Genomic DNA, 23,715 nt, shown 5'->3' with positions numbered 1-23,715 from the left:
TGCCCCTTATCCTTTAATTCCGGCACCGGCGATGCCACGAATGAAATAGCGCTGGAAGAAAATATAAAGTAACAACATGGGGATAATCGCGAGTAACGCCCCAGCCATGAGCATGGGGTACTCCACCCCTGAACGGCCGGAAAGCGAGGCCAGTCCTACTGGCAGCGTCATTTTGTCCATCGACGTATTGACGATGAGCGGCCACATTAAGTTATTCCAGCTCCACAACCCGTTAATAATGACGCAGGCGATAAGCCCGGGTTTAATCAGCGGCAGCATGATTTTGAAAAAGATCGTTAAGTGGTTATATCCATCCATAATTGCCGCTTCTTCCAGTTCTTTCGGTACGGACAGAAAAAACTGACGCAATAAAAAAGCGCTATAAATACTGAATAACCCCGGCAGCACCAGACCGGGAATCGAGTTCAGCAGGCCTATTTTTTCGATCGTTAAAAACTGCGGGATCAAAAAGATCTGTCCGGGGACCATCAGAATCGAAATGCAGAGCATAAAGAGGATATCGCGCCCTTTAAAACGCAGGCGTGAGAAGCCATACGCCGCCATCGCGGCAATCAGCGTCTGTAAGATGACGATGACCAGCGTGGAAACGATCGAGTTAAAATAAAAGCTGCCAAACGGCATCTCATGCAAGATTTTATCGTACGCCTGAAACCCCGGATTGGCGGGCAGCAGGATTGGCGGAAAGGCAATACTTTCCGCCTGGGTTTTAAACGAGGTGATGACCATCCAGAGAAAGGGAACCACCGTGACCAGCGTTGCCAGGATCATCAGGCCATAAATCAGCCATTTATCACGTTTTGTCATGAACATAGTGGTTGCCTTACTGTGCCTTAAGCCGTTTGCCTATCCATACTTGCAGCAGGGTCAGTACCATCGTGATAACGAAAATCACCACGGCAATCGCTGAGGCGTACCCTTTTTCATGGTAGATAAAGGCATATTTATAAAAGAGATAAGCGATGGTCATGGTCTGATCGTCCACCATGGAAGAACTGCCAAACAGCAGATACACCACATCGAATATTTGCAGCGTTTCGATAAACGAGATCACCAGAACAAAGAACAGCGTCGGGATCATCAACGGCAGGGTAATTGACCAGAAGCCGCGCAGTTTACTGATGCCATCCAGAGACATAGCTTCATAGATTTGCCTGGGGATCCCCTGCAGTCCGGCGAGCAGAATGATCATCTTCAGGGCGATAGCCGACCAGATAATGACCAGTGACGCGCTCAGACGGACAATATCCGGATCGGACAGCCAACCGATGGCAGGGATATCGAAATAGGCCAGGATCTGATTGAGCAAACCGAAATTACGGTTCATCAACCACTGCCAGACCATCGCAATGGCGGCTGGCATTGTGACGGCCGGAAGAAATAACAGCGTGCGGAACAACCATTGACCGCGAATCGCCTGGTTTAAACCAATGGCCAGCAGTAAAGACAGTACCGTGATCGCCGGTACACAAATAAAGACGTAGGCCAGCGTGTTAAATATGGCTGAGCGGAATTCATCATCGCTGAATAAATTAATGTAATTATCCAGACTGATTGTCGTCCAGATCTGAAATTCGCCCAGATCGGTAAAACTGTAAAATACGTTCTGGAAGAACGGCGTAAAGTAAAAAATAACTAATCCCGCCAGTAGCGGCAGAATCATTATCCACCCCCAGAAACGTTCTTCTTTTTCCAGTCGGGTCAGGGATTTCTTATTGGGTTCCCTGGCCGATAACGGCGGAGATGTCGCTTCATCTGAATAGCTCATACAGACTCCGGGATGCTCACTTTACAAACAATAAATGGGTTTACGCAGGAGAGGTGAGAGGGAGCCGGGCTCCCTCAATATTATTTCTGCATTTCACGCTCAACGCGTTTTGCAACACCGGGCATCACTTGTTGCGGATCATTCCCCATCCAGACTTTCTTCAGCCCATCGTTAAGAATGCTATTCCATTTCGCGGTATTGGAACCAGCAGTGGGATATTTATGGGAAAACGCCAGTGAATCGATATAGGCGGAGACATCGATATCCTTAAAGCCTTCAGCCCACGCTTTGGCGACTTTCTGATTGGCCGGAATCACCACTTTACCCGCGGCCAGCGTTTGCTGGGCATGTTCAGAACTCATAAATTCAATGAACTTCCAGGCCGCTTCTTTATGTTGGCTTTTGGCCGACATGGCGAATGCCAGGCTATGCGAGACGCCAGCCTGTTCTGCCATTTTGGGCATCGGGACTACGCCAATATGATCTTTGATCAGTTCGTTTTGTGAGAAGGGTAGCGCCCACCATGAGCCCGCGTAGACCATTGCGACTCTGCTGGACTGGAAGACATCGGATGCTTCCATTTCACCTGGGGGCTGGATCAGTCCCGCTTTCAGCATACCCTGAACGTCGCGATACACCGCGATCGCGTTGTCATTGGCAACATCCGTTTTACCCTCGGGCAGGACAATCTTATCGCCGGCCTGTAACAGCAGGTTAAAATAGCTGTCCTGACCGCTGCTGAATTCCATTGCCAGTGGATAAGATTGTTGATCCAGTTTTTTACGTAGCTGTTCTGATTTCTGTTTTAAATCGTCCCACGTCCAGTTTTTATCGGGATAAGCCACGCCCGCCTGATCAAACATTTTTTTGTTATACCAGACGGCAATGGCGTCGATATCACGAGGTATAGCGTATTGTTTTGACTGGAACTGATAAGCATCGACGGAACTTTTCACAAAGTCATCAAGGTTGGGCGATGATTTATCTTTTAAATAAGGGGTCAGTGGTTCCAGCATACCGTTTTTAACGTACTGCTGAAAATTCGGCATATTCATCCAGAATACATCCGGCGCAACATTTCCCCCGACCGCTGAACTGAGTTTTATGAAATATTGATCATAAGGCGTTAACTCGATTTCAACTTTCACACCGGGGTTATTTTTTTCAAACTCATTAACCAGTTGCTGTTCGCCGGGAAGTTGATTTCGATCCCACAGCGTGTAGCGTAATTTAACGGGTTTATCTGTCGTCTGACCTTCAGCACTGGCGATAGCCGGTGCCGTCAGTAAACATGTAAAAAGGCATGCCAGGGTGACATTATTCTTATTTAAGTTATACATAACTTCCCTCTTTATTCGGGTCAGAATGTCGGTGAGGTAAATTACAGAAGCCATTGAATATTCTGTTTAACAAAGGGGAAAGTCAAAGGGGGAAAAATGAGGGGATTATCGCATTAAAACCGGTGGCGCTTTCGGTAGGTTTCTCTTTTATCAAAACGAAAAGAGGGCAGAAAGGGAGACTTCAGGTGTTGCGCTTTCTTTCAACAGCTTAGGATTTTTCTACCGGTGAAAATCGAAAAATGTCGGGTGAAAAATTAACCTTCAAAACTGCGAGCACTATCACTTTATCTTTCGGGGACGGGAAGAAAAACGGGGAGCACTCCCCGTTTTCCCGGTTGCTTTCGTTTCGAAAATATCAGGTCACTGGTGCCGGGTTAAACACCGCCAGCTGGTTGTGTAGTCCCCATTGGTCGGAGAAGGTTTTTTTACGGCCGCTGGCGACATCAAGAATAAACTCGAACAGCTTCTGGCCGACGTCCTCAATGGTCTCTTCGCCTGTGGCGATGGTGCCCGCATTGATATCCATTAAGTCGTACCAGCGGTTTGCCAGTTCAGTACGGGTCGCCATCTTAATGACCGGCACGGCCATCAGGCCATATGGGGTGCCCCGACCGGTGGTGAACACTTGCACGGTGATCCCGGAAGCCACCTGTTGTGTGCCGCAGACAAAATCGCTGGCTGGTGTCGCAGCATAAATCAGACCGCGTTTGGTCGGACGCTGGCCCGGAGAGAGCACCTCGACAATCGCGCTTTTGCCGGATTTCGCAATTGAGCCCAGCGCTTTTTCCACTACATTCGCCAGACCGCCCTTTTTGTTACCCGGAGAGGGGTTAGCGCTGCGGTCAGTTTTCCCCATATCGAGATAGTTATCGTACCAGGCCATCTCTTCCAGCAGACGTTTACCGACCTCTTCGTTGATGGTGCGAGGCGTCAGCAGATGAATCGCGTCACGGACTTCGGTGACTTCAGAGAACATCACCGTGGCCCCGCAGCGTACCAACAGGTCAGAGGCATAGCCCACCGCCGGGTTTGCCGTCACGCCGGAAAACGCATCGCTGCCGCCGCACTGCATTCCGACGACCAGTTCAGAGGCCGGGCAGGTTTCGCGCTGGCGCAGGTTCAGCTTGGCCAGATGGCGCTCAGCAACCTGCAGGATATCATCGACCATGGAGCGAAAGCCCACGTGCTTCTCGTCCTGCAGGCTGACGATGCTGGCGCTATCTACCGGAATACTTTGCACATCGTCCGTGCCTTCCAGCAAACGTTCCGGCTGTAGTTTTTCACAGCCCAGGCCAATGACCATCACTTCACCGCCAAAGTTTGGGTTCAGTGAGATGTTATGGATAGTACGGATAGGTACCACCGCAGCAGGGGCGTTAATTGCCACGCCGCAGCCGTACAGGTGGTTAAGTCCCACCACGCCATCGACGTTCGGGTATTTAGGCAGCAGATCGCGCTCGATGATTTTGACGACGTAATCCACCACGCCCGCCACGCAGTGCACGCTGGTGGTGATGCCGAGCAGATTCTTGGTGCCCACGCTGCCATCGGCGTTGCGGTACCCTTCAAAGGTATAGCCTTCCAGCGGCGGCAGTGGTTCCGGTACTTTGGTCGCCAGCGGCAGGGTATTCAACGGCGGGGCTTTCGGCAGCTCAACCATGGATTCATCAATCCAGCTTCCACGCGGAATGTCGCGCACGGCGTAGCCGATCACTTCACCATAACGTACGATTTCGCCATGAACCGGAATATCCACCAGCGCGACTTTATGTCCCTGTGGAATATGCTCAATAAGCTCCAGTCCATCCGGGAAACGCGTCCCGGCTTTCAAACCATTGTCATTAACAATGATCGCCACATTATCTGTCTCGTGGACCTTTATATAAAATGCGCTCGGCGATTCTTGTCTGATTTCGATGTTGGCCATTGTCCAGTATTCTCCAGCCGGGGGTGATATTAATATAGAGGGTTCTACGAATCTGATTATTAAAATAAGGATGTCCTGTCGTGAAATAAGGATGTCAGGAGTTCAAAATTAAGAATGTGATCCAGATCACTCGTTATGGTGAAAGCCCTGCTATCAGGGGTAGTAAAGCGTAAATATGTGCATCAGCGCCCAGCGTTATGTGCATATGCTCAAGATATTATTTGTAATGGGAATTGTTAGTGAGCATCTGCACAATGCTTAATGCTTCCCGCCTGATTATACTGAATCACGAAATGAGTATCTGCATTAATTAATAAGCGATAGCGTCTGTCATCAATAAATAATAATAAATATGTCTGCTTAAGTTCCTGAGGTAAATAAAATGATCCTGGATACAGTTGAAGAAAAAAAGAAAGGTATGCATACACGCTATTTAATTCTGCTGATAATTTTTATTGTCACAGCGGTTAACTATGCGGACCGGGCGACGCTATCCATTGCCGGAACCGAAGTCGCCAAAGAGTTGCAACTGAGCGCCGTGTCAATGGGTTACATCTTCTCTGCATTTGGCTGGGCCTACCTGCTGATGCAAATCCCTGGCGGCTGGCTGCTCGATAAGTTTGGCTCGAAAAAAGTTTACACCTACAGCCTGTTCTTCTGGTCGTTGTTCACCTTCCTGCAAGGCTTCGTGGATATGTTCCCGCTGGCCTGGGCGGGAGTTTCGATGTTCTTTATGCGCTTTATGTTGGGTTTCTCGGAAGCGCCTTCGTTCCCGGCAAACGCCCGTATCGTCGCGGCCTGGTTCCCGACCAAAGAACGTGGAACCGCGTCGGCCATCTTTAACTCTGCTCAGTATTTTTCACTGGCACTGTTCTCGCCGCTGCTGGGCTGGTTGACCTTTGCCTGGGGCTGGGAGCACGTCTTTACCGTGATGGGCGTCATCGGGTTTGTCCTGACGGCGCTGTGGGTCAAACTGATTCATAACCCCACTGACCACCCGCGGATGTCCGCAGAAGAGTTGAAGTTCATCTCTGAAAACGGTGCGGTCGTGGATATGGACCACAAAAAGCCTGGCAGCGCAGTGGCCAGTGGTCCGAAACTGCATTACATCAAGCAGTTATTGACCAACCGCATGATGCTCGGCGTGTTCTTCGGACAGTATTTCATCAACACCATCACCTGGTTCTTCCTGACCTGGTTCCCGATTTACCTGGTGCAGGAAAAAGGGATGTCGATCCTGAAAGTGGGTCTGGTGGCTTCGATTCCGGCACTGTGTGGTTTCGCCGGCGGCGTGCTGGGCGGTGTGTTCTCGGACTATCTGATTAAGCGCGGTTTTTCTATCACCGTTGCACGTAAGCTGCCAATTGTGCTGGGAATGCTGCTGGCCTCCACCATCATTCTGTGCAACTACACCGACAACACCGCGCTGGTGGTGACGCTGATGGCGCTGGCCTTCTTTGGTAAAGGATTTGGCGCTCTGGGCTGGCCGGTTATCTCGGATACCGCGCCGAAAGAGATTGTTGGCCTGTGCGGCGGAGTATTTAACGTCTTTGGCAATGTGGCATCCATCGTAACGCCACTGGTTATCGGTTACCTGGTAAGTGAACTGCACTCCTTCAACGCTGCGCTGGTATTCGTTGGTTGTTCCGCGCTAATGGCAATGGTGTGCTACCTGTTTATTGTCGGTGACATTAAACGTATGGAACTGCAGAAATAATTAACGGTTAAGTGACAAGGTAAAAGTGATGAATAACGACATTTTCCCGAACAAGTTCAAAGCAGCGCTGGCTGCGCATCAGATTCAGATCGGCTGCTGGTCAGCGCTGGCAAGCCCAATCAGTACCGAAGTTTTAGGACTGGCGGGCTTCGACTGGCTGGTGCTGGATGGCGAACATGCGCCAAACGATGTCTCTACCTTTATTCCGCAGTTGATGGCGCTGAAAGGCAGTGCCAGCGCGCCGGTTGTGCGTGTACCAACCAATGAGCCGGTCATTATCAAGCGCCTGCTGGATATCGGTTTTTACAACTTCCTGATCCCGTTTGTTGAAACGGAAGAAGAGGCGGTGAATGCCGTTGCATCAACGCGCTATCCGCCAGAAGGGATCCGCGGGGTGTCCGTATCGCATCGCGCCAACATGTTTGGCACCGTCCCGGATTACTTCGCGCAGTCCAACAAGAACATCACCATCATTGTGCAGATTGAGAGCCAGCAGGGCGTGGATAATGTCGATGCTATCGCTGCCACCGAAGGCGTCGACGGCATTTTCGTTGGCCCAAGCGATCTGGCTGCGGCGTTAGGCCACCTCGGCAATGCGTCTCATCCTGAGGTGCAAAAAGCCATTCAGCACATCTTTGCCCGCGCGAAAGCGCACGGCAAGCCGAGCGGCATTCTGGCACCGGTCGATGCCGACGCACGTCGCTATCTGGAATGGGGCGCTACGTTTGTTGCCGTCGGTAGCGACCTGGGCGTGTTCCGTTCCGCCACGCAGAAGCTGGCTGACTCCTTTAAGAAATAACCACCACCGAAACAAGAGAGATTATTGATATGACTATGAAAGTTGGTTTTATTGGCCTGGGTATCATGGGTAAACCAATGAGTAAAAACCTCCTGAAAGCAGGTTACTCGCTGGTGGTTTCTGACCGTAATCCTGAAGCGATCGCTGACGTTATCGCGGCAGGCGCAGAAACCGCTCCTCACGCTAAAGCGATTGCTGAGCAGTGTGATGTCATCATCACCATGCTGCCGAACTCTCCGCATGTGAAAGAGGTTGCGCTGGGCGAAGGCGGCATTATCGAAGGGGCAAAACCGGGCACAGTGCTGATCGATATGAGTTCTATCGCGCCGCTGGCGAGCCGTGAAATCAGCGACGCGCTGAAAGCCAAGGGCATCGATATGCTGGACGCGCCGGTGAGTGGCGGTGAACCAAAGGCTATCGACGGCACGCTGTCGGTGATGGTTGGCGGCGACAAGGCGATTTTCGATAAGTACTACCCCCTGCTGAAAGCCATGGCGGGTTCCGTTGTTCATACCGGTGACATCGGTGCGGGTAACGTCACCAAGCTGGCAAACCAGGTGATTGTGGCGCTGAACATTGCGGCGATGTCCGAAGCGCTGACGCTGGCAACCAAAGCCGGTGTGAATCCGGATCTGGTCTATCAGGCGATCCGTGGCGGCCTGGCGGGCAGTACCGTACTGGATGCGAAAGCGCCGATGGTGATGGACCGTAACTTCAAGCCAGGTTTCCGTATCGACCTGCACATTAAAGATCTGGCTAACGCGCTGGATACGTCTCACGGTGTTGGTGCTCAGCTTCCGCTGACTGCGGCAGTCATGGAGATGATGCAGGCGCTGCGTGCTGACGGCCTGGGAACCGCCGACCACAGTGCGCTGGCGTGCTATTACGAAAAACTGGCGAAAGTGGAAGTCACTCGCTAATGACCTTGTGCCCGGATGGCGCGTCGCGATCCGGGCCTGGATTGTAGGCCGGATAAGTAAAACGCCATCCGGCGTTGTGCAGTAACAGGCGATCATCATGAAAATCGTAATTGCCCCAGACTCTTATAAAGAAAGCCTTTCAGCTACTGAGGTAGCGCAGGCGATAGAAAAAGGATTTCGGGAAATTTTCCCCGATGCGCAGTATGTTTCCGTTCCGGTCGCCGATGGTGGTGAGGGGACGGTTGAAGCCATGATTGCCGCCACGCACGGTTCTGCACATTCCGCTTTGGTGACCGGACCGCTGGGTGAAAAAGTGAATGCCAGCTGGGGCATGTCAGGCGATGGAAAGACCGCATTTATTGAAATGGCGGCAGCCAGCGGACTGGCGCTGGTTCCCCCCGATAAACGTAACCCACTGATTACCACTTCGCGCGGCACCGGGGAGCTTATTTTGCAGGCGCTGGACAGTGGGGCGAGCAATATTATTATCGGCATTGGCGGGAGCGCGACCAATGATGGTGGAGCCGGGATGGTTCAGGCGCTGGGGGCGAAGTTGTGTGATGCCAACGGAACTGAAATGGGCTACGGCGGCGGCAGCCTGAATAGTCTCAACACCATTGATGTGTCTGGTCTGGATCCGCGTATAAAAAACTGTGCTATCCGCGTCGCTTGTGACGTGACTAATCCGCTGGTGGGCGAGCTGGGTGCCTCGCGGATCTTTGGTCCGCAAAAAGGGGCGACGGAGGCGTTGATCCTCGAACTGGACCGCAATCTGGCTCACTACGCAGACATCATTAAAAAATCGCTGGGTGTGGATGTGAAAAACGTGCCTGGCGCAGGCGCGGCAGGTGGCATGGGGGCGGCGCTGATGGCATTCCTCGGCGCGGAGCTGAAAAGCGGGATTGAGATAGTCACCCAGGCGCTCAATCTGGAAGAACATATTCACGACTGTACGCTGGTTGTTACTGGTGAAGGGCGCATCGACAGCCAGAGTATTCACGGCAAAGTGCCGGTTGGCGTGGCGAACGTAGCGAAGAAATACCACAAGCCGGTGATTGGTATTGCGGGCAGTCTGACGCGGGATGTCGGCGTGGTGCATCAATATGGGATCGATGCCGTATTCAGCGTATTAACCAGTATTAGTACTCTGGAAGAGGCTTTTCGCGGCGCATTTGACAACATTTACCGGGCATCGCGAAACATTGCGGCGACGCTGGCGGTGGGAATGCGCAGTGCGGGGTGACAAGGGCGTGCAAACCCTCTATACTGCGCGCCGAAGCTGACCAGACAGTCGCCGCTTCGTCGTCGTCCCTTTCGAGGGAGACAGGCGGAGGGGAGGAAAGTCCGGGCTCCATAGGGCAGGGTGCCAGGTAACGCCTGGGGGGGAAACCCACGACCAGTGCAACAGAGAGCAAACCGCCGATGGCCCACGCGAGTGGGATCAGGTAAGGGTGAAAGGGTGCGGTAAGAGCGCACCGCGCGGCTGGTAACAGTCCGTGGCACGGTAAACTCCACCCGGAGCAAGGCCAAATAGGGGTTCATAAGGTACGGCCCGTACTGAACCCGGGTAGGCTGCTTGAGCCAGTGAGCGATTGCTGGCCTAGATGAATGACTGTCCACGACAGAACCCGGCTTATCGGTCAGCTTCACCTCATAATGTATAAACCCGCTTCGGCGGGTTTTTGCTTTTACAGGCTGCAACAACGCTGTTGCCTGATGGCGCTTCGCTTATCAGGCCTGCGAACGTCGACCCCGCTTCTGTAGCTCCTGTAGGCCGGATAAGATGCGATAGCATCGCCATCCGGCATGGTTTTGAGCTGCTCGCAGAATGACTGTCCACGACGCTATACCCGAAAGAAAGCGCCTTATCGGTCAGCTTCACCTCATAATGTATAAACCCGCTTCGGCGGGTTTTTGCTTTTACAGGCTGCAACAACGCTGTTGCCTGATGGCGCTTCGCTTATCAGGCCTACGAACGTCGACCCCGCTCCTGTAGCTCCTGTAGGCCGGATAAGATGCGATAGCATCGCCATCCGGCATGGTTTTGAGCTGCTCACAAATAAGAGATTTCTGGTTCTGTGAGCGGCAACACAAAACGCTGCCAGTGGTTAGTTTGTCGGGAGAAATGAAAAGCAAACGTTCTCTTAGATAAAATTACACTCTGAAAAAATGAAAAATGTCAGTGTTAATGCATTGTTGTAAATGATAACTATTTGTATGCTTATATTTAATTAATGATAAATTCAATGTTTCTTTATAAACAAATAAGGCAAAAAAACGTGATGTATAACGTTATTTATCTCAACTTATGTCCTGAGTATAATTATATTTGATAAATTACTTATTAAATTTAATGAATAATTTGGCCATTAACTGCGCGATAATTGCTTGAAATATCGTCATTCCTCATTTTTAAACCTGAGGTGAAAATAACGTGTGTTATCGCCATAAAATATTGTTATCCCCCCCTCTTTTTTTGACAAAAATCAGACTAAAGTGACATGGTATTTATGTAATTAATTGAATTTAAACAAGTTATTTATTTTATAATAACCCCTTTAAATATAGGTGAAGGCAATTTGTGAGTAGTCGCACATATCCTGCTTCACGTAATTTGTTACACTTCACGCCGTCAACAAAGTTATTAACGCAGGTCGATATGAATACGTTTGCTCTCCCAAAAACACAGCAGTTGGTGGTCTTTCAGGAAGTAATCAGAAGCGGTTCTATCGGTTCTGCGGCAAAAGAATTAGGGTTAACTCAGCCGGCTGTCAGTAAAATCATTAACGATATTGAAGCTTATTTCGGCGTTGAGTTGGTGGTCCGCAAAAATACCGGTGTCACCTTAACCCATGCCGGGCAGGTTTTACTTTCCTGGTCCGAATCCATCACCCGTGAGATGAAAAACATGGTGAATGAGATGAACAGCATGACCGACAACACGGTGGTTGATATCTCATTCGGGTTTCCTTCGCTGATTGGTTTTACCTTTATGTCCGATATGATCCAGAAGTTTAAAGAGGTCTACCCAAAATCGCAGGTCTCCATGTATGAGGCGCAACTCTCCTCATTCCTGCCAGCGATCCGCGACGGGAGACTGGACTTCGCGATTGGTACGCTCAGCGACGAAATGAAATTGCAGGATCTGCACGTCGAGCCGCTCTTTGAGTCGGAGTTCGTGCTGGTGGCGAATAAGTCCCGAACATGCACCGGCACCACCACACTGGAATCGTTGCAGAACGAACAGTGGGTGTTGCCACAAACGAATATGGGCTACTACAGCGAACTCCTCACCACCCTGCAAAGAAATGGCATCAGCATTGAAAACATCGTTAAAACTGACTCTGTTGTGACCATTTATAATCTTGTTCTCAATGCTGATTTTCTGACAGTGATTCCGTGCGATATGGCCGCACCTTTTGGTTCAAACCAGTTTATTACTCTCCCTGTAGAAGAATCGTTACCCATTGCGCGCTATGCCGCAATATGGTCAAAAAACTATCGTATTAAAAAAGCTGCTTCTGTTTTGGTTGAATTAGCCAAAGAATATTCATCTTATAAAGGTTGCAGGCGAAAGCAATTAATTGAAATCAACTAACCGATTAAATTTAATTTAATCCTTTATTCACACCATCGATCTTAATATCAGACGTTGGTTACGGCTATCTATTACTTTACTATCAGGTAAGAGGTTACAATGCACATTACTTACGATCTCCCGGTTGCCATTGAAGATATCCTCGAAGCAAAAAAAAGACTGGCGGGGAAAATATATAAAACAGGCATGCCTCGCTCAAACTATTTTAGTGAGCGGTGCAAAGGGGAAATATTCCTTAAATTTGAAAACATGCAGCGTACCGGTTCATTTAAAATTCGTGGCGCATTTAACAAACTCAGCTCATTGACGGATGAAGAAAAACGCAAAGGCGTTGTCGCCTGTTCAGCGGGTAACCACGCACAAGGGGTTTCCCTCTCCTGCGCAATGCTGGGTATTGATGGCAAAGTGGTGATGCCAAAAGGCGCGCCGAAGTCGAAAGTGGCCGCCACCTGCGATTACTCTGCGGAAGTGGTGCTGCACGGCGACAACTTCAACGACACCATCGCCAAGGTCAGTGAGATTGTCGAAATGGAAGGGCGTATTTTTATTCCGCCATATGACGATCCGAAAGTCATTGCCGGCCAGGGCACTATCGGTCTGGAAATTATGGAAGACCTGTATGACGTCGATAACGTGATTGTTCCTATCGGCGGCGGCGGTTTAATTGCAGGTATTGCTATCGCCATTAAATCAATTAACCCGACCATTAAAGTGATTGGCGTGCAGTCCGAAAACGTGCACGGCATGGCGGCGTCTTATCAGGCTGGAGAAATAACCACGCACCGAACGACCGGCACCCTGGCGGATGGTTGTGATGTTTCCCGCCCGGGTAATTTAACCTACGAAATTGTGCGTGAATTAGTGGATGACATTGTCCTGGTCAGCGAAGACGAAATTCGCAACAGCATGATTGCTTTAATTCAACGTAATAAAGTGGTGACCGAAGGTGCAGGTGCACTGGCATGTGCTGCTTTATTAAGTGGGAAATTAGATGGTTATATCCAGAACAGAAAAACGGTCAGCATCATTTCTGGCGGAAATATCGATCTTTCTCGTGTATCGCAAATTACGGGTTTAGCTGACGCGTAAATCCGGCTATTAATCTCTTCGTTGAGGATAGGATATGAGTACTACTGACAGCATTGTATCCAGCCAGACAAAACAGTCGTCCTGGCGTAAATCGGACACCACCTGGACACTGGGTTTATTTGGTACTGCCATCGGCGCCGGGGTGTTGTTCTTCCCCATCCGCGCAGGATTTGGCGGCTTAATCCCCATTCTTTTGATGTTGGTACTGGCGTACCCCATCGCCTTTTATTGCCACCGCGCGCTGGCGCGTCTGTGTCTGTCCGGGTCAAACCCGTCTGGCAACATCACGGAAACGGTAGAAGAGCACTTTGGTAAGACGGGCGGCGTGGTTATCACGTTCCTCTATTTCTTCGCGATTTGTCCGCTGCTGTGGATTTATGGCGTCACCATTACCAACACGTTTATGACGTTCTGGGAAAACCAGTTGCAGATGCCAGCGCTGAACCGCGGCTTTGTGGCCCTGTTCCTGCTGCTGCTGATGGCGTTCGTTATCTGGTTTGGTAAGGATCTGATGGTTAAAGTGATGAGCTACCTGGTATGGCCGTTCATTGCCAGCCTGGTGCTGATCTCGCTGTCGCTGATCCCTTACTGGAACTCTGCGGTGATCGATCAGGTCGATATCAGCAATATCGCGTTAACCGGTCACGATGGCATTCTGGTCACCGTGTGGCTGGGGATCTCCATCATGGTGTTCTCATTCAACTTCTCGCCGATCGTCTCGTCTTTCGTGGTCTCGAAACGTGAAGAGTACGAGAAAGATTTTGGTCGTGAATACACCGAGCAGAAATGTTCTCAGATCATCTCTCGCGCCAGCATGCTGATGGTGGCCGTGGTCATGTTCTTCGCCTTTAGCTGCCTGTTCACGCTCTCTCCGGCAAATATGGCGGATGCGAAAGCGCAAAACATTCCGGTACTGTCTTATCTGGCAAACCATTTCGCGTCCCTGTCCGGTACGAAATCGACTTTTGCCACTGTGCTGGAATATGGCGCGTCCATTATTGCGCTGGTTGCCATCTTTAAATCCTTCTTCGGTCACTATCTGGGAACGCTGGAAGGGCTGAACGGTCTGGTGCTGAAGTTCGGTTATAAAGGCGATAAAACGAAGGTGTCCTCTGGCAAGCTCAACACCATCAGCATGATCTTCATCATGGGTTCCACCTGGGTTGTTGCCTACGCCAACCCGAACATTCTGGACCTGATTGAAGCGATGGGTGCACCGATTATTGCTTCACTGCTGTGCCTGCTGCCGATGTATGCCATTCGTAAGGCACCGTCGCTGGCGAAATACCGTGGTCGTCTGGATAACGTGTTTGTCACCATCATTGGTCTGCTGACCATTCTGAATATCGTGTACAAACTGTTTTAATCCTTAAGCTCAGGATGAGCGGAGTAGTGAAATGAATGAGTTTCCGATAGTTCTGGTCATTAATTGTGGATCGTCTTCAATTAAGTTTTCAGTACTGGATGCAAATAACTGCGATGTATTAATGGCAGGCATTGCGGATGGTATTAATTCGGAAAATGCGTTCTTATCTGTAAATGGAGGTGAGCCAGTCACACTGGCTCACCACAGCTACGAAGGCGCATTAAAGGCGATTGCGTTTGAACTGGAAAAACGTAATTTAAATGACAGCGTGGCCTTAATTGGCCACCGCATTGCGCACGGTGGAAATATCTTTACCGAGTCAGCCATTATTACCGATGAGGTGATTGACAATATTCGCCGTGTTTCACCATTGGCACCGTTACATAATTACGCGAACCTGAGCGGGATTGAATCCGCACAGCATCTGTTCCCCGGCGTCACACAGGTGGCGGTATTTGATACCAGCTTCCACCAGACCATGCCGCCAGAGGCTTATCTGTATGGTCTGCCGTGGAAGTATTTCGAAGAACTGGGCGTGCGACGCTATGGTTTTCACGGAACGTCGCACCGCTATGTTTCTCAACGTGCCCATGAACTGCTAACGCTGCCCGAACAGGACTCTGGCCTGGTGATTGCCCACCTCGGCAACGGTGCGTCAATTTGCGCCGTCCGTAATGGACACAGCGTCGACACCTCTATGGGGATGACGCCACTGGAAGGGCTGATGATGGGCACACGCAGCGGCGACGTGGACTTCGGCGCGATGGCGTGGGTAGCCAGTGAAACCCATCAGACTCTGAGCGATCTGGAGCGGGTAGTGAATAAAGAGTCCGGTTTGCTTGGGATTTCTGGCCTGTCGTCTGACCTGCGGGTGTTGGAAAAAGCCTGGCATGAAGGGCATGAGCGCGCACAACTGGCGATTAAAACCTTTGTTCACCGAATTGCCCGTCATATTGCCGGTCATGCTGCCTCGTTACATCGTCTGGATGGCATTATTTTTACCGGCGGTATTGGTGAGAACTCGGTATTAATTCGTCGCCTGGTGGTTGAACATCTGGCGGTACTGGGGGTGAATATCGACAGCGACAGAAATAACCTGTCGAATTCTCATGGCGAACGCATTATTTCCACCCGTGATGCCCGGGTTAATTGCGCCGTGATCCCGACGAACGAAGAAAAAATGATTGCGCTCGATGCGATTCAATTAGGCCGCATTAATGCAGCCATGGAATACGCCTAATTTATTTGTAGTTCTGTAGAGAGATTATTTTTCATGAAGGTAGATATCGATACCAGCGATATGCTGTATGCCGAAGCATGGCTTGGCTTTAAAGGTACGGACTGGAAAGAAGAAATTAATGTCCGTGATTTTATTCAGCACAACTATACGCCTTATGAAGGGGATGAATCCTTCCTCGCTGACGCAACGCCTGCAACCACCGCATTGTGGGAAAAGGTGATGGCGGGCATTCGTATCGAAAACGCGACGCATGCGCCAGTCGATTTCGATACCAATATTACGACCACCATTACTGCACACGATGCGGGTTACATCGAGCAAGAACTGGAGAAGATAGTCGGTCTGCAAACGGATAAACCGCTGAAGCGCGCGCTGCATCCGTTTGGCGGCGTCAACATGATCAAAAGCTCGTTCGATGCTTATGGTCGTGAAATGGATCCGAACTTCGAATACCTGTTCACTGAGCTGCGTAAAACGCACAACCAGGGCGTTTTTGACGCCTATTCTCCGGACATGCTGCGTTGCCGTAAATCCGGTGTGTTGACCGGTTTGCCGGACGGCTACGGTCGTGGGCGTATTATCGGTGATTACCGTCGCGTAGCGCTGTACGGCATCCGCTATCTGGTTCGTGAGCGTGAACTGCAGTTTGCCGATCTCCAGTCGAATCTGGAGTGGGGACAGAGTCTGGAAGCCACGATTCGTCTGCGTGAAGAACTGGCGGAGCACCGTCGCGCGCTGCTGCAAATGCAGGAGATGGCGGCGAAATATGGCTGCGATATCTCTCGTCCGGCGCGTAACGCGCAAGAGGCGGTACAGTGGGTCTACTTCGCCTATCTGGCGGCAGTGAAATCACAAAACGGCGGCGCGATGTCGCTGGGCCGCACCGCATCGTTCCTCGATATTTATATCGAGCGCGACTTTAACGCCGGGATCCTCACAGAGCAACAGGCGCAGGAGTTGATCGACCACTTCATCATGAAGATCCGCATGGTGCGCTTCCTGCGTACGCCGGAGTTTGACACGCTGTTCTCCGGCGACCCGATCTGGGCGACGGAAGTGATCGGCGGGATGGGGCTGGATGGTCGCACACTGGTGACCAAAAACGCCTTCCGTTACCTGCATACGCTGCACACGATGGGACCGGCACCGGAACCCAACCTCACCGTGCTGTGGTCAGAAGCGCTGCCGATTGCGTTTAAAAAGTATGCCGCGCAGGTCTCTATCGTCACTTCGTCGCTGCAATATGAAAACGACGATCTGATGCGTACCGACTTTAACAGCGATGACTACGCGATTGCCTGCTGCGTGAGCCCGATGGTGATCGGTAAACAGATGCAGTTCTTCGGTGCGCGCGCCAACCTCGCCAAAACGCTGCTGTATGCGATCAACGGCGGTGTGGATGAGAAGCTGAAAATCCAGGTGGGGCCGAAAACCGCGCCGCTGCTGGACGACGTGCTGGATTACGACACCGTGATGGACAGTCTGGATCACTTTATGGACTGGCTGGCGGTGCAGTACATCAGCGCGCTGAACATCATCCACTACATGCACGACAAGTACAGTTACGAAGCGTCGCTGATGGCGCTTCACGATCGCGACGTTTATCGCACGATGGCATGCGGTATTGCCGGACTGTCGGTGGCGGCGGATTCGCTCTCTGCCATCAAGTATGCAACGGTGAAACCGGTTCGTGACCATAACGGGCTGGCAGTTGATTTCGTGATTGAAGGGGAATATCCGCAATACGGAAATAACGACGAGCGCGTGGACAGCATCGCCTGCGATCTGGTTGAACGCTTTATGAAGAAAATTAAAGTGTTGCCAACCTACCGGAACGCGGTACCGACGCAGTCGATTCTGACCATTACCTCCAACGTGGTGTACGGGCAGAAAACCGGGAATACCCCGGACGGACGTCGCGCCGGGACGCCATTCGCGCCGGGCGCTAACCCGATGCACGGACGCGATCGCAAAGGCGCGGTTGCCTCGCTGACTTCGGTCGCGAAACTGCCGTTTACCTACGCGAAGGACGGGATTTCGTACACCTTCTCGATTGTGCCTGCGGCACTTGGGAAAGAGGATCCGGTGCGCAAGACCAACCTGGTCGGGCTGCTGGATGGTTACTTCCATCATGAAGCACACGTGGAAGGTGGGCAGCACCTGAACGTTAACGTAATGAACAAGGAGATGTTACTGGATGCCATTGAACATCCGGAAAACTATCCGAACCTGACGATCCGCGTCTCCGGCTACGCTGTGCGCTTCAACGCGCTCACCCGTGAGCAGCAGCAGGACGTCATTTCGCGTACTTTCACCCAGGCGATGTAACGTTATCGGGGCGGTCTGCGGATCGCCCCGATTCACTATGCGTATGAAAACCTGGTCTCCACTGAACGAGTCCGAGGGTGTAAAAATGATTAGCGCATTCGATATTTTCAAACCTGGCATTGGTCCTTCCAGCTCCCATACCGTAGGTCCGATGAATGCAGGAAAACGTTTTATCGATCAACTGGTCAGCAGTGGACGCTTATCGCGCACGACGCGCATGTCGGTTGATCTGTATGGTTCGCTGTCGCTGACCGGAAAAGGCCATGCGACTGATACCGCCATTATGATGGGGTTGGCCGGGAACAGTCCGCAAAGCGTCAACATTGACGCCATCCCCGCGTTTATTGGCGAGGTGACCCGTACCGGTCGATTGCCGGTTGCTGAGGGGACGCATGTCGTTGATTTCCCGGTTGCCGAGAGCATTATTTTTCATGAAGAAACGCTACCACGGCACGAGAACGGAATGCGGATCACCGCCTGGGAAAACCAGGACACGCTGTTGAGTAAAACCTACTACTCCATTGGCGGCGGGTTTATCGTGGAGGAAGAGCGCTTTGGTCAGGCGCACGACGTAGAAACGCCGGTCCCTTATGATTTCCATTCCGCCAGAGAATTGCTGAAACTGTGTGAGCACAACGGCCTTTCGGTCTCCGGACTGATGATGCAAAACGAACTGGCGCTGCGCAGTAAGGCGGAGATTGATGCCGGGTTCGCCCAGATCTGGGATGTGATGCAGGGTGGCATTGAACGCGGGATGAATACCGAAGGGGTTTTACCCGGTCCGCTGAATGTGCCGCGTCGCGCGGTGGCGCTACGCCGTTTGCTGGTCTCCAATGACAGTCTCTCCAGCGATCCGATGAACGTCATCGACTGGATCAACATGTTTGCGCTCGCGGTCAGTGAGGAGAATGCGGCAGGCGGGCGCGTGGTGACTGCGCCAACCAATGGCGCATGCGGTATTATTCCTGCGGTATTGGCTTATTACGATAAATTCCGTCGCCCGCTGAATGCCAACTCCATTGCTCGTTACCTGCTGGCGGCCGGGGCCATCGGGGCGCTGTACAAAATGAATGCGTCAATCTCCGGGGCGGAAGTCGGCTGTCAGGGGGAAATCGGCGTGGCCAGTTCAATGGCCGCCGCGGGGTTGACTGAACTGCTGGGCGGCAGTCCGGCGCAGGTTTGCATCGCGGCGGAAATCGCGATGGAGCACAACCTTGGCTTAACCTGTGATCCGGTGGCCGGGCAGGTACAGATTCCGTGTATTGAACGCAATGCGATCAACGCGGTTAAAGCCGTTAACGCCGCACGTATGGCACTGCGCCGCACCTCTGAGCCGCGCGTCTCGCTGGATAAAGTCATCGAGACCATGTACGAGACGGGTAAGGACATGAACGATAAGTACCGCGAAACATCGCGCGGCGGCCTGGCTATCAAAGTGGTGTGCAGTTAGCTAACGCCAGAAAGCTTGTGCCATCGGGCATTTAGTTGTTTTTGCCGGATGACGGCTATCGCCTTATCCGGCCTACACGTTCATCGTTCGTAGGCCCGATAAGCTTGCGCCATCGGGCATTTAGTTGTTTTTGCCGGATGACGGCTGTCGCCTTATCCGGCCTACACGTTCACCGTTTGTAGGCCCGATAAGCTTGCGCCATCGGGCATTTCATCCATTGTCAGTCATCTAAAAGCACACTTCGGTGTGCTTTTTTGTTGTGATCTTCTTCAATGTTAGAAAAAAATAACACAGTAGTGTTTTTTAATAGAAAATATTTCTTAACTTATCGAAAATATCAGGGTTATTTTGTGACGTTTTTCTCTGAATCTGAGCGTATGCTTTTTTCCATTCTAATGACTCGCCTGCATATCCCGTACCGCGTATCGCCTTGATGCGGCACGACAAAAAATAAAAATGTACCCTACATAATGAGCGAGAGTTTTATGGAAACGGCAACGAACAGTAGTGTCATTCTCGACGCCAGCGCCCCAGCGCGCCGGGCTGGCATGACAGAGAGTGAGTGGCGGGAAGCGATTAAATTCGACAGCACCGACACCGGTTGGGTAATTATGAGTATCGGGATGGCGATTGGCGCGGGGATTGTTTTTCTCCCGGTTCAGGTCGGTTTGATGGGACTGTGGGTCTTTTTGCTCTCATCGATTATCGGTTATCCCGCCATGTACCTGTTCCAGCGGCTGTTTATTAATACGCTGGCGGAATCCCCGGAATGCAAAGACTATCCCAGCGTCATCAGCGGGTATCTGGGGAAAAACTGGGGCATCCTGTTAGGCGCGCTGTACTTCGTGATGCTGGTCATCTGGATGTTCGTCTATTCCACGGCCATCACCAACGACAGCGCTTCCTATCTGCATACCTTTGGTGTGACAGAAGGGCTTCTGTCCGATAATCCCTTCTATGGCCTGGTGCTGATCTGCATTCTCGTTGCTATCTCCTCGCGCGGTGAGAAACTGCTGTTCAAAATCTCTACCGGTATGGTGCTGACCAAACTGCTGGTCGTGGCGGCACTGGGTGTGTCGATGGTTGGCATGTGGCATCTGTACAATATTGGCGCATTGCCGCCGATGGGGTTGCTGGTGAAGAACGCGATTATCACGCTGCCGTTTACCCTGACCTCGATCCTGTTTATCCAGACCCTGAGCCCGATGGTGATCTCCTACCGCTCCCGTGAGAAATCCGTCGAGGTAGCACGTCATAAAGCGCTACGCGCCATGAACATTGCCTTCGGCATTTTGTTTGTCACCGTCTTCTTCTACGCCGTCTCCTTTACGCTGGCAATGGGACACGATGAAGCGGTTAAAGCCTATGAGCAGAATATTTCCGCTCTGGCGATTGCCGCACAGTTCATCAGCGGCGCAGGCGCCGGTTGGGTGAAAGTCGTGAGTGTCATCCTGAACATTTTCGCCGTGATGACTGCATTCTTTGGCGTCTACTTAGGTTTCCGCGAAGCCACGCAGGGGATTGCGATGAACATCCTGCGCCGCAAACTGCCTGCTGAGAAGATCAATGAAACGCTGGTGCAGCGCGGCATCATGCTGTTTGCCATTTTACTGGCCTGGAGCGCTATTGTGCTCAACGCGCCGGTTCTGAGTTTTACGTCGATTTGTAGCCCTATTTTCGGCATGGTGGGATGTTTGATCCCCGCCTGGCTGGTCTACAAAGTTCCTGCACTGCACAAATACAAAGGGGCGTCGCTGTATCTGATTATCGTCACCGGTTTGCTGCTGTGCGTATCTCCGTTCCTGGCTTTTTCCTGATTTATCCTGAAGGTTGTTGTTATGTCTGAGACGATAAAAAATCCGTTGTGGTCGCGTTTCATCCGCGCAGTACAGGAGGAGGTGAAACCGGCGCTGGGCTGTACGGAACCCGTTTCCCTTGCGCTGGCTGCGGCGGTGGCGGCCTCTGAACTGAATGGTGCGGTGGAGCGAATCGATGCCTGGGTCTCGCCCAATCTGATGAAAAACGGATTGGGGGTGACGGTGCCGGGAACCGGCATGGTTGGGTTGCCCATTGCCGCTGCGCTGGGGGCGCTGGGGGGAGACCCCAGCGCCGGACTGGAGGTGTTGAAAGATGCCTCTGCACAGGCGATTGACGATGCGAAGGCGATGCTGAAAGCCGGCAAGGTATCGGTGATGTTGCAGCAGCCCTGTGACGACATCCTGTTTTCCCGGGCGAAGGTCTATAGCCAGGACGGCTGGGTGTGCGTCACTATTGTTGGCGGTCATACCCATATTGTGCGTATCGAAACCCACACCGGCGTGAAGTTTTCTCAACAAGCGAATGCCAACAGCGAGGCGCAGGAATCGCCGCTGGCGGTGCTTTCTGAGACCTCGCTGGAAGAGATTCTGGCGTTTGTGAATACGGTGCCGTTTGACGCCATCCGTTTTATTCTCGACGCCGCCAGACTCAACGGCGCGTTGTCGCAGGAAGGGCTGCGGGGAAACTGGGGACTGCACATTGGCGCAACGATGGAAAAGCAGTGCGCGCGCGGTCTGTTGGCAAACGATCTCTCGACGGCGATCCTCATCCGGACCAGCGCGGCGTCGGATGCGCGCATGGGCGGGGCGACGCTGCCTGCCATGAGCAACTCCGGCTCAGGCAATCAGGGGATCACCGCCACGGTACCGGTGATGGTTGTCGCCGAGCACTTTGGCGCGGACGACGAGAAACTGGCGCGTGCGCTGATGCTTTCTCATCTGAGTGCTATCTATATACACCATCAGCTCCCGCGTCTGTCGGCGCTGTGTGCGGCAACAACCGCCGCGATGGGCGCTGCGGCAGGGATGGCCTGGCTGGTCGATGAAGGACGCTACAGCACGATTTCGATGGCGATCAGCAGCATGATTGGCGATGTAAGTGGAATGATTTGCGATGGGGCATCCAACAGTTGCGCGATGAAAGTCTCTACCAGTGCCTCTGCGGCGTGGAAGGCGGTGCTGATGGCGCTGGACGATACGGCGGTCACGGGTAACGAGGGGATTGTGGCGCACAACGTGGAACAGTCTATTGCTAACCTGTGCGCGCTGGCATGTCATTCAATGCAGCAAACGGACAAACAGATTATTGAGATCATGGCGCGTAAAGCGCATTAACCGGATGTTTGAGTGCCCGATGGCGCTTCGCTTATCGGGCCTACGGTAAAACACGTTTGTAGGCCGGATAAGGCGCTTGCGCCGTCATCCGGCAACGGGCCTCAGGCGATTTCGTCCTCTTCAGCTAACCGAACTTCGGCATCGGAAACAATCGCTTCCAGCTCGGTCAACATCTCCTCGTAGCCAAAAGCACGAGGAGCGGGAGGCGTCTGTGCAACGTCGGATTTGACGGTCGGGGCCTGTTTTTTCGCTTTCTTACTCATACGTAACTCCATTACCCATTACACCGGCAAATCTATCAGCAAAGCACGCAACGGCGTATCGGCAACGAGCGTTATGTTATCTTCATCACGAATAAAGGCGCCGTCGCCACAGGTCAGCGCTTCGCGCGCTTCATCGTGAGTAACGGCGTGAAAGGTGCCGTGAATCGACTGCAGGTAGGCGCGCGGGCCGTGGAGCTGAAAACTCAGCGACTCGCCCTGATTCAGCTCGATCTGGTGTACCCACGCCTGCTGGCGCAGCTGCAGGCTACCGTTCTCGCCGTCGGGTGACGCGATCAACTGCTGTTTAGCCTTTGTCAGTTTCATCTTTTGCACCAGGGCATTCTCGCGCTCAGGACAGGCGTCGAGCCACAGCTGCATACGCGTAAGCGGCTTGTCTTTGCTGACATTATGCTCGCTGTAGCTGATGCCTGGCTGGGCCGCGAGCAGTAATGCTTCACCCGCCTGGGCCTGCACATGGTTGCCTTCGCTGTCACGGTACTCAGCAACGCCCTCGAGAATCAGATTGAGCACGTCCACCTTTGGCCAGGTGCGCGGCTGAAAAGACGCGCCGGGCGCCAGCACTTCCTGATTGAGCACGCGCAGCGACGCGTAACCCAGCAGTTTCGGGTCGAAATAGTGTCCAAAGGAGAAGGTGTAACGGGCCTGCAGCCATCCGTAGTCTGCTTGTCCGCATTGTTTGGCTGTTCGGGTAGTAATCATAGTTCTTGACCTCTCTTTAC

The 23,715-nt window shown here is 52.1% G+C and carries 18 protein-coding genes and 1 other RNA gene; 13 read left to right on the top strand and 6 right to left on the bottom strand.

Annotation, left to right across the window (positions count from 1 at the left end):
* Positions 1 to 6: 6 nt before the first annotated feature.
* The 4 genes from OGY35_RS05760 to garD all read right to left on the bottom strand — a co-directional run bounded on the left by OGY35_RS05760 (position 7) and on the right by garD (position 5,053).
* Positions 7 to 831: a carbohydrate ABC transporter permease gene (locus tag OGY35_RS05760; protein WP_286631655.1), complete on the bottom strand. Its 825-nt coding sequence runs from the start codon at positions 829 to 831 to the stop codon at positions 7 to 9.
* A gap of 10 nt (positions 832 to 841) precedes the next feature.
* Complete coding sequence (locus tag OGY35_RS05755) at positions 842 to 1,786, bottom strand: carbohydrate ABC transporter permease (RefSeq protein WP_152406112.1); 945 nt, start codon at positions 1,784 to 1,786, stop codon at positions 842 to 844.
* Between the two features lie 80 nt (positions 1,787 to 1,866).
* Positions 1,867 to 3,126: an ABC transporter substrate-binding protein gene (locus OGY35_RS05750; RefSeq protein WP_286631653.1), complete on the bottom strand. Its 1,260-nt coding sequence runs from the start codon at positions 3,124 to 3,126 to the stop codon at positions 1,867 to 1,869.
* A gap of 355 nt (positions 3,127 to 3,481) precedes the next feature.
* Complete coding sequence (gene garD / locus OGY35_RS05745; protein ID WP_152406105.1) at positions 3,482 to 5,053, bottom strand: galactarate dehydratase; 1,572 nt, start codon at positions 5,051 to 5,053, stop codon at positions 3,482 to 3,484.
* A gap of 382 nt (positions 5,054 to 5,435) precedes the next feature.
* Here garD and garP point away from each other — a divergent pair, with 382 nt between their 5' ends.
* The 13 genes from garP (at position 5,436) to OGY35_RS05680 (ending at position 22,712) form a co-directional block, all read left to right on the top strand.
* On the top strand, positions 5,436 to 6,770 hold the full coding sequence (gene garP, locus OGY35_RS05740) for a galactarate/glucarate/glycerate transporter GarP (RefSeq protein ID WP_152406104.1): 1,335 nt from the start codon (positions 5,436 to 5,438) through the stop codon (positions 6,768 to 6,770).
* Between the two features lie 28 nt (positions 6,771 to 6,798).
* The gene (gene garL / locus OGY35_RS05735) at positions 6,799 to 7,569 is read left to right on the top strand and encodes a 2-dehydro-3-deoxyglucarate aldolase (protein ID WP_046487582.1); all 771 of its coding nucleotides are present in this window, start codon (positions 6,799 to 6,801) and stop codon (positions 7,567 to 7,569) included.
* 29 nt (positions 7,570 to 7,598) lie between these two features.
* Positions 7,599 to 8,489, top strand: coding sequence for a 2-hydroxy-3-oxopropionate reductase (gene garR / locus OGY35_RS05730; RefSeq protein ID WP_286631649.1), 891 nt, complete (start codon positions 7,599 to 7,601; stop codon positions 8,487 to 8,489).
* Between the two features lie 97 nt (positions 8,490 to 8,586).
* Entirely contained in the window at positions 8,587 to 9,732 is a 1,146-nt protein-coding gene (garK, locus tag OGY35_RS05725; protein ID WP_286631648.1) for a glycerate 2-kinase, read from the top strand.
* A gap of 32 nt (positions 9,733 to 9,764) precedes the next feature.
* Positions 9,765 to 10,141, top strand: an RNA gene (gene rnpB / locus OGY35_RS05720) — RNase P RNA component class A.
* Between the two features lie 1,007 nt (positions 10,142 to 11,148).
* Positions 11,149 to 12,087: a transcriptional regulator TdcA gene (tdcA, locus tag OGY35_RS05715; RefSeq protein ID WP_042325209.1), complete on the top strand. Its 939-nt coding sequence runs from the start codon at positions 11,149 to 11,151 to the stop codon at positions 12,085 to 12,087.
* 99 nt (positions 12,088 to 12,186) lie between these two features.
* The gene (gene tdcB / locus OGY35_RS05710) at positions 12,187 to 13,176 is read left to right on the top strand and encodes a bifunctional threonine ammonia-lyase/L-serine ammonia-lyase TdcB (protein ID WP_286631646.1); all 990 of its coding nucleotides are present in this window, start codon (positions 12,187 to 12,189) and stop codon (positions 13,174 to 13,176) included.
* A gap of 34 nt (positions 13,177 to 13,210) precedes the next feature.
* Positions 13,211 to 14,542, top strand: a complete 1,332-nt coding sequence (gene tdcC, locus OGY35_RS05705) for a threonine/serine transporter TdcC (protein WP_152406100.1) — start codon at positions 13,211 to 13,213, stop codon at positions 14,540 to 14,542.
* 31 nt (positions 14,543 to 14,573) lie between these two features.
* Positions 14,574 to 15,782, top strand: a complete 1,209-nt coding sequence (gene tdcD, locus OGY35_RS05700) for a propionate kinase (protein WP_178824150.1) — start codon at positions 14,574 to 14,576, stop codon at positions 15,780 to 15,782.
* Positions 15,783 to 15,815: 33 nt separating this feature from the next.
* A complete protein-coding gene (gene pflB, locus OGY35_RS05695) occupies positions 15,816 to 18,110 on the top strand; it encodes a formate C-acetyltransferase (RefSeq protein WP_286631643.1) in 2,295 nt (764 codons plus the stop codon).
* An 85-nt stretch (positions 18,111 to 18,195) separates the two neighbouring features.
* Entirely contained in the window at positions 18,196 to 19,560 is a 1,365-nt protein-coding gene (gene tdcG / locus OGY35_RS05690) for an L-serine ammonia-lyase (protein ID WP_152406098.1), read from the top strand.
* A 485-nt stretch (positions 19,561 to 20,045) separates the two neighbouring features.
* The gene (locus tag OGY35_RS05685; RefSeq protein WP_152406097.1) at positions 20,046 to 21,377 is read left to right on the top strand and encodes an SLC5/6 family protein; all 1,332 of its coding nucleotides are present in this window, start codon (positions 20,046 to 20,048) and stop codon (positions 21,375 to 21,377) included.
* 21 nt (positions 21,378 to 21,398) lie between these two features.
* On the top strand, positions 21,399 to 22,712 hold the full coding sequence (locus tag OGY35_RS05680) for an L-cysteine desulfidase family protein (RefSeq protein WP_286631642.1): 1,314 nt from the start codon (positions 21,399 to 21,401) through the stop codon (positions 22,710 to 22,712).
* A gap of 101 nt (positions 22,713 to 22,813) precedes the next feature.
* Here the strand turns inward: OGY35_RS05680 and OGY35_RS05675 are convergent, their stop codons facing one another.
* Both OGY35_RS05675 and OGY35_RS05670 read right to left on the bottom strand, forming a co-directional pair.
* The gene (locus OGY35_RS05675) at positions 22,814 to 22,975 is read right to left on the bottom strand and encodes a protein YhaL (RefSeq protein ID WP_042325225.1); all 162 of its coding nucleotides are present in this window, start codon (positions 22,973 to 22,975) and stop codon (positions 22,814 to 22,816) included.
* 18 nt (positions 22,976 to 22,993) lie between these two features.
* Positions 22,994 to 23,695 carry a pirin family protein gene (locus OGY35_RS05670; RefSeq protein ID WP_152406095.1) on the bottom strand — a complete coding sequence of 234 codons (702 nt, stop codon included), beginning with the start codon at positions 23,693 to 23,695 and terminating at the stop codon, positions 22,994 to 22,996.
* Between the last annotated feature and the right edge of the window lie 20 nt (positions 23,696 to 23,715).

The organism is Citrobacter sp. Ct235, assembly GCF_030332305.1.
GTDB lineage: Bacteria > Pseudomonadota > Gammaproteobacteria > Enterobacterales > Enterobacteriaceae > Citrobacter_A > Citrobacter_A telavivensis.
Note: the sequence above shows the minus strand (reverse complement) of the source record. Positions and strands in the feature narration are given on the sequence as shown.

What these genes read in the sequence shown, in the direction of transcription:
- OGY35_RS05760 (WP_286631655.1), bottom strand. Translation starts at nt 831, where the DNA reads ATGTTCATGACAAAACGTGATAAATGGCTGATTTATGGCCTGATGATC.
- OGY35_RS05755 (WP_152406112.1), bottom strand. Translation starts at nt 1,786, where the DNA reads ATGAGCTATTCAGATGAAGCGACATCTCCGCCGTTATCGGCCAGGGAA.
- OGY35_RS05750 (WP_286631653.1), bottom strand. Translation starts at nt 3,126, where the DNA reads ATGTATAACTTAAATAAGAATAATGTCACCCTGGCATGCCTTTTTACA.
- garD (WP_152406105.1), bottom strand. Translation starts at nt 5,053, where the DNA reads ATGGCCAACATCGAAATCAGACAAGAATCGCCGAGCGCATTTTATATA.
- garP (WP_152406104.1), top strand. Translation starts at nt 5,436, where the DNA reads ATGATCCTGGATACAGTTGAAGAAAAAAAGAAAGGTATGCATACACGC.
- garL (WP_046487582.1), top strand. Translation starts at nt 6,799, where the DNA reads ATGAATAACGACATTTTCCCGAACAAGTTCAAAGCAGCGCTGGCTGCG.
- garR (WP_286631649.1), top strand. Translation starts at nt 7,599, where the DNA reads ATGACTATGAAAGTTGGTTTTATTGGCCTGGGTATCATGGGTAAACCA.
- garK (WP_286631648.1), top strand. Translation starts at nt 8,587, where the DNA reads ATGAAAATCGTAATTGCCCCAGACTCTTATAAAGAAAGCCTTTCAGCT.
- tdcA (WP_042325209.1), top strand. Translation starts at nt 11,149, where the DNA reads ATGAATACGTTTGCTCTCCCAAAAACACAGCAGTTGGTGGTCTTTCAG.
- tdcB (WP_286631646.1), top strand. Translation starts at nt 12,187, where the DNA reads ATGCACATTACTTACGATCTCCCGGTTGCCATTGAAGATATCCTCGAA.
- tdcC (WP_152406100.1), top strand. Translation starts at nt 13,211, where the DNA reads ATGAGTACTACTGACAGCATTGTATCCAGCCAGACAAAACAGTCGTCC.
- tdcD (WP_178824150.1), top strand. Translation starts at nt 14,574, where the DNA reads ATGAATGAGTTTCCGATAGTTCTGGTCATTAATTGTGGATCGTCTTCA.
- pflB (WP_286631643.1), top strand. Translation starts at nt 15,816, where the DNA reads ATGAAGGTAGATATCGATACCAGCGATATGCTGTATGCCGAAGCATGG.
- tdcG (WP_152406098.1), top strand. Translation starts at nt 18,196, where the DNA reads ATGATTAGCGCATTCGATATTTTCAAACCTGGCATTGGTCCTTCCAGC.
- OGY35_RS05685 (WP_152406097.1), top strand. Translation starts at nt 20,046, where the DNA reads ATGGAAACGGCAACGAACAGTAGTGTCATTCTCGACGCCAGCGCCCCA.
- OGY35_RS05680 (WP_286631642.1), top strand. Translation starts at nt 21,399, where the DNA reads ATGTCTGAGACGATAAAAAATCCGTTGTGGTCGCGTTTCATCCGCGCA.
- OGY35_RS05675 (WP_042325225.1), bottom strand. Translation starts at nt 22,975, where the DNA reads ATGAGTAAGAAAGCGAAAAAACAGGCCCCGACCGTCAAATCCGACGTT.
- OGY35_RS05670 (WP_152406095.1), bottom strand. Translation starts at nt 23,695, where the DNA reads ATGATTACTACCCGAACAGCCAAACAATGCGGACAAGCAGACTACGGA.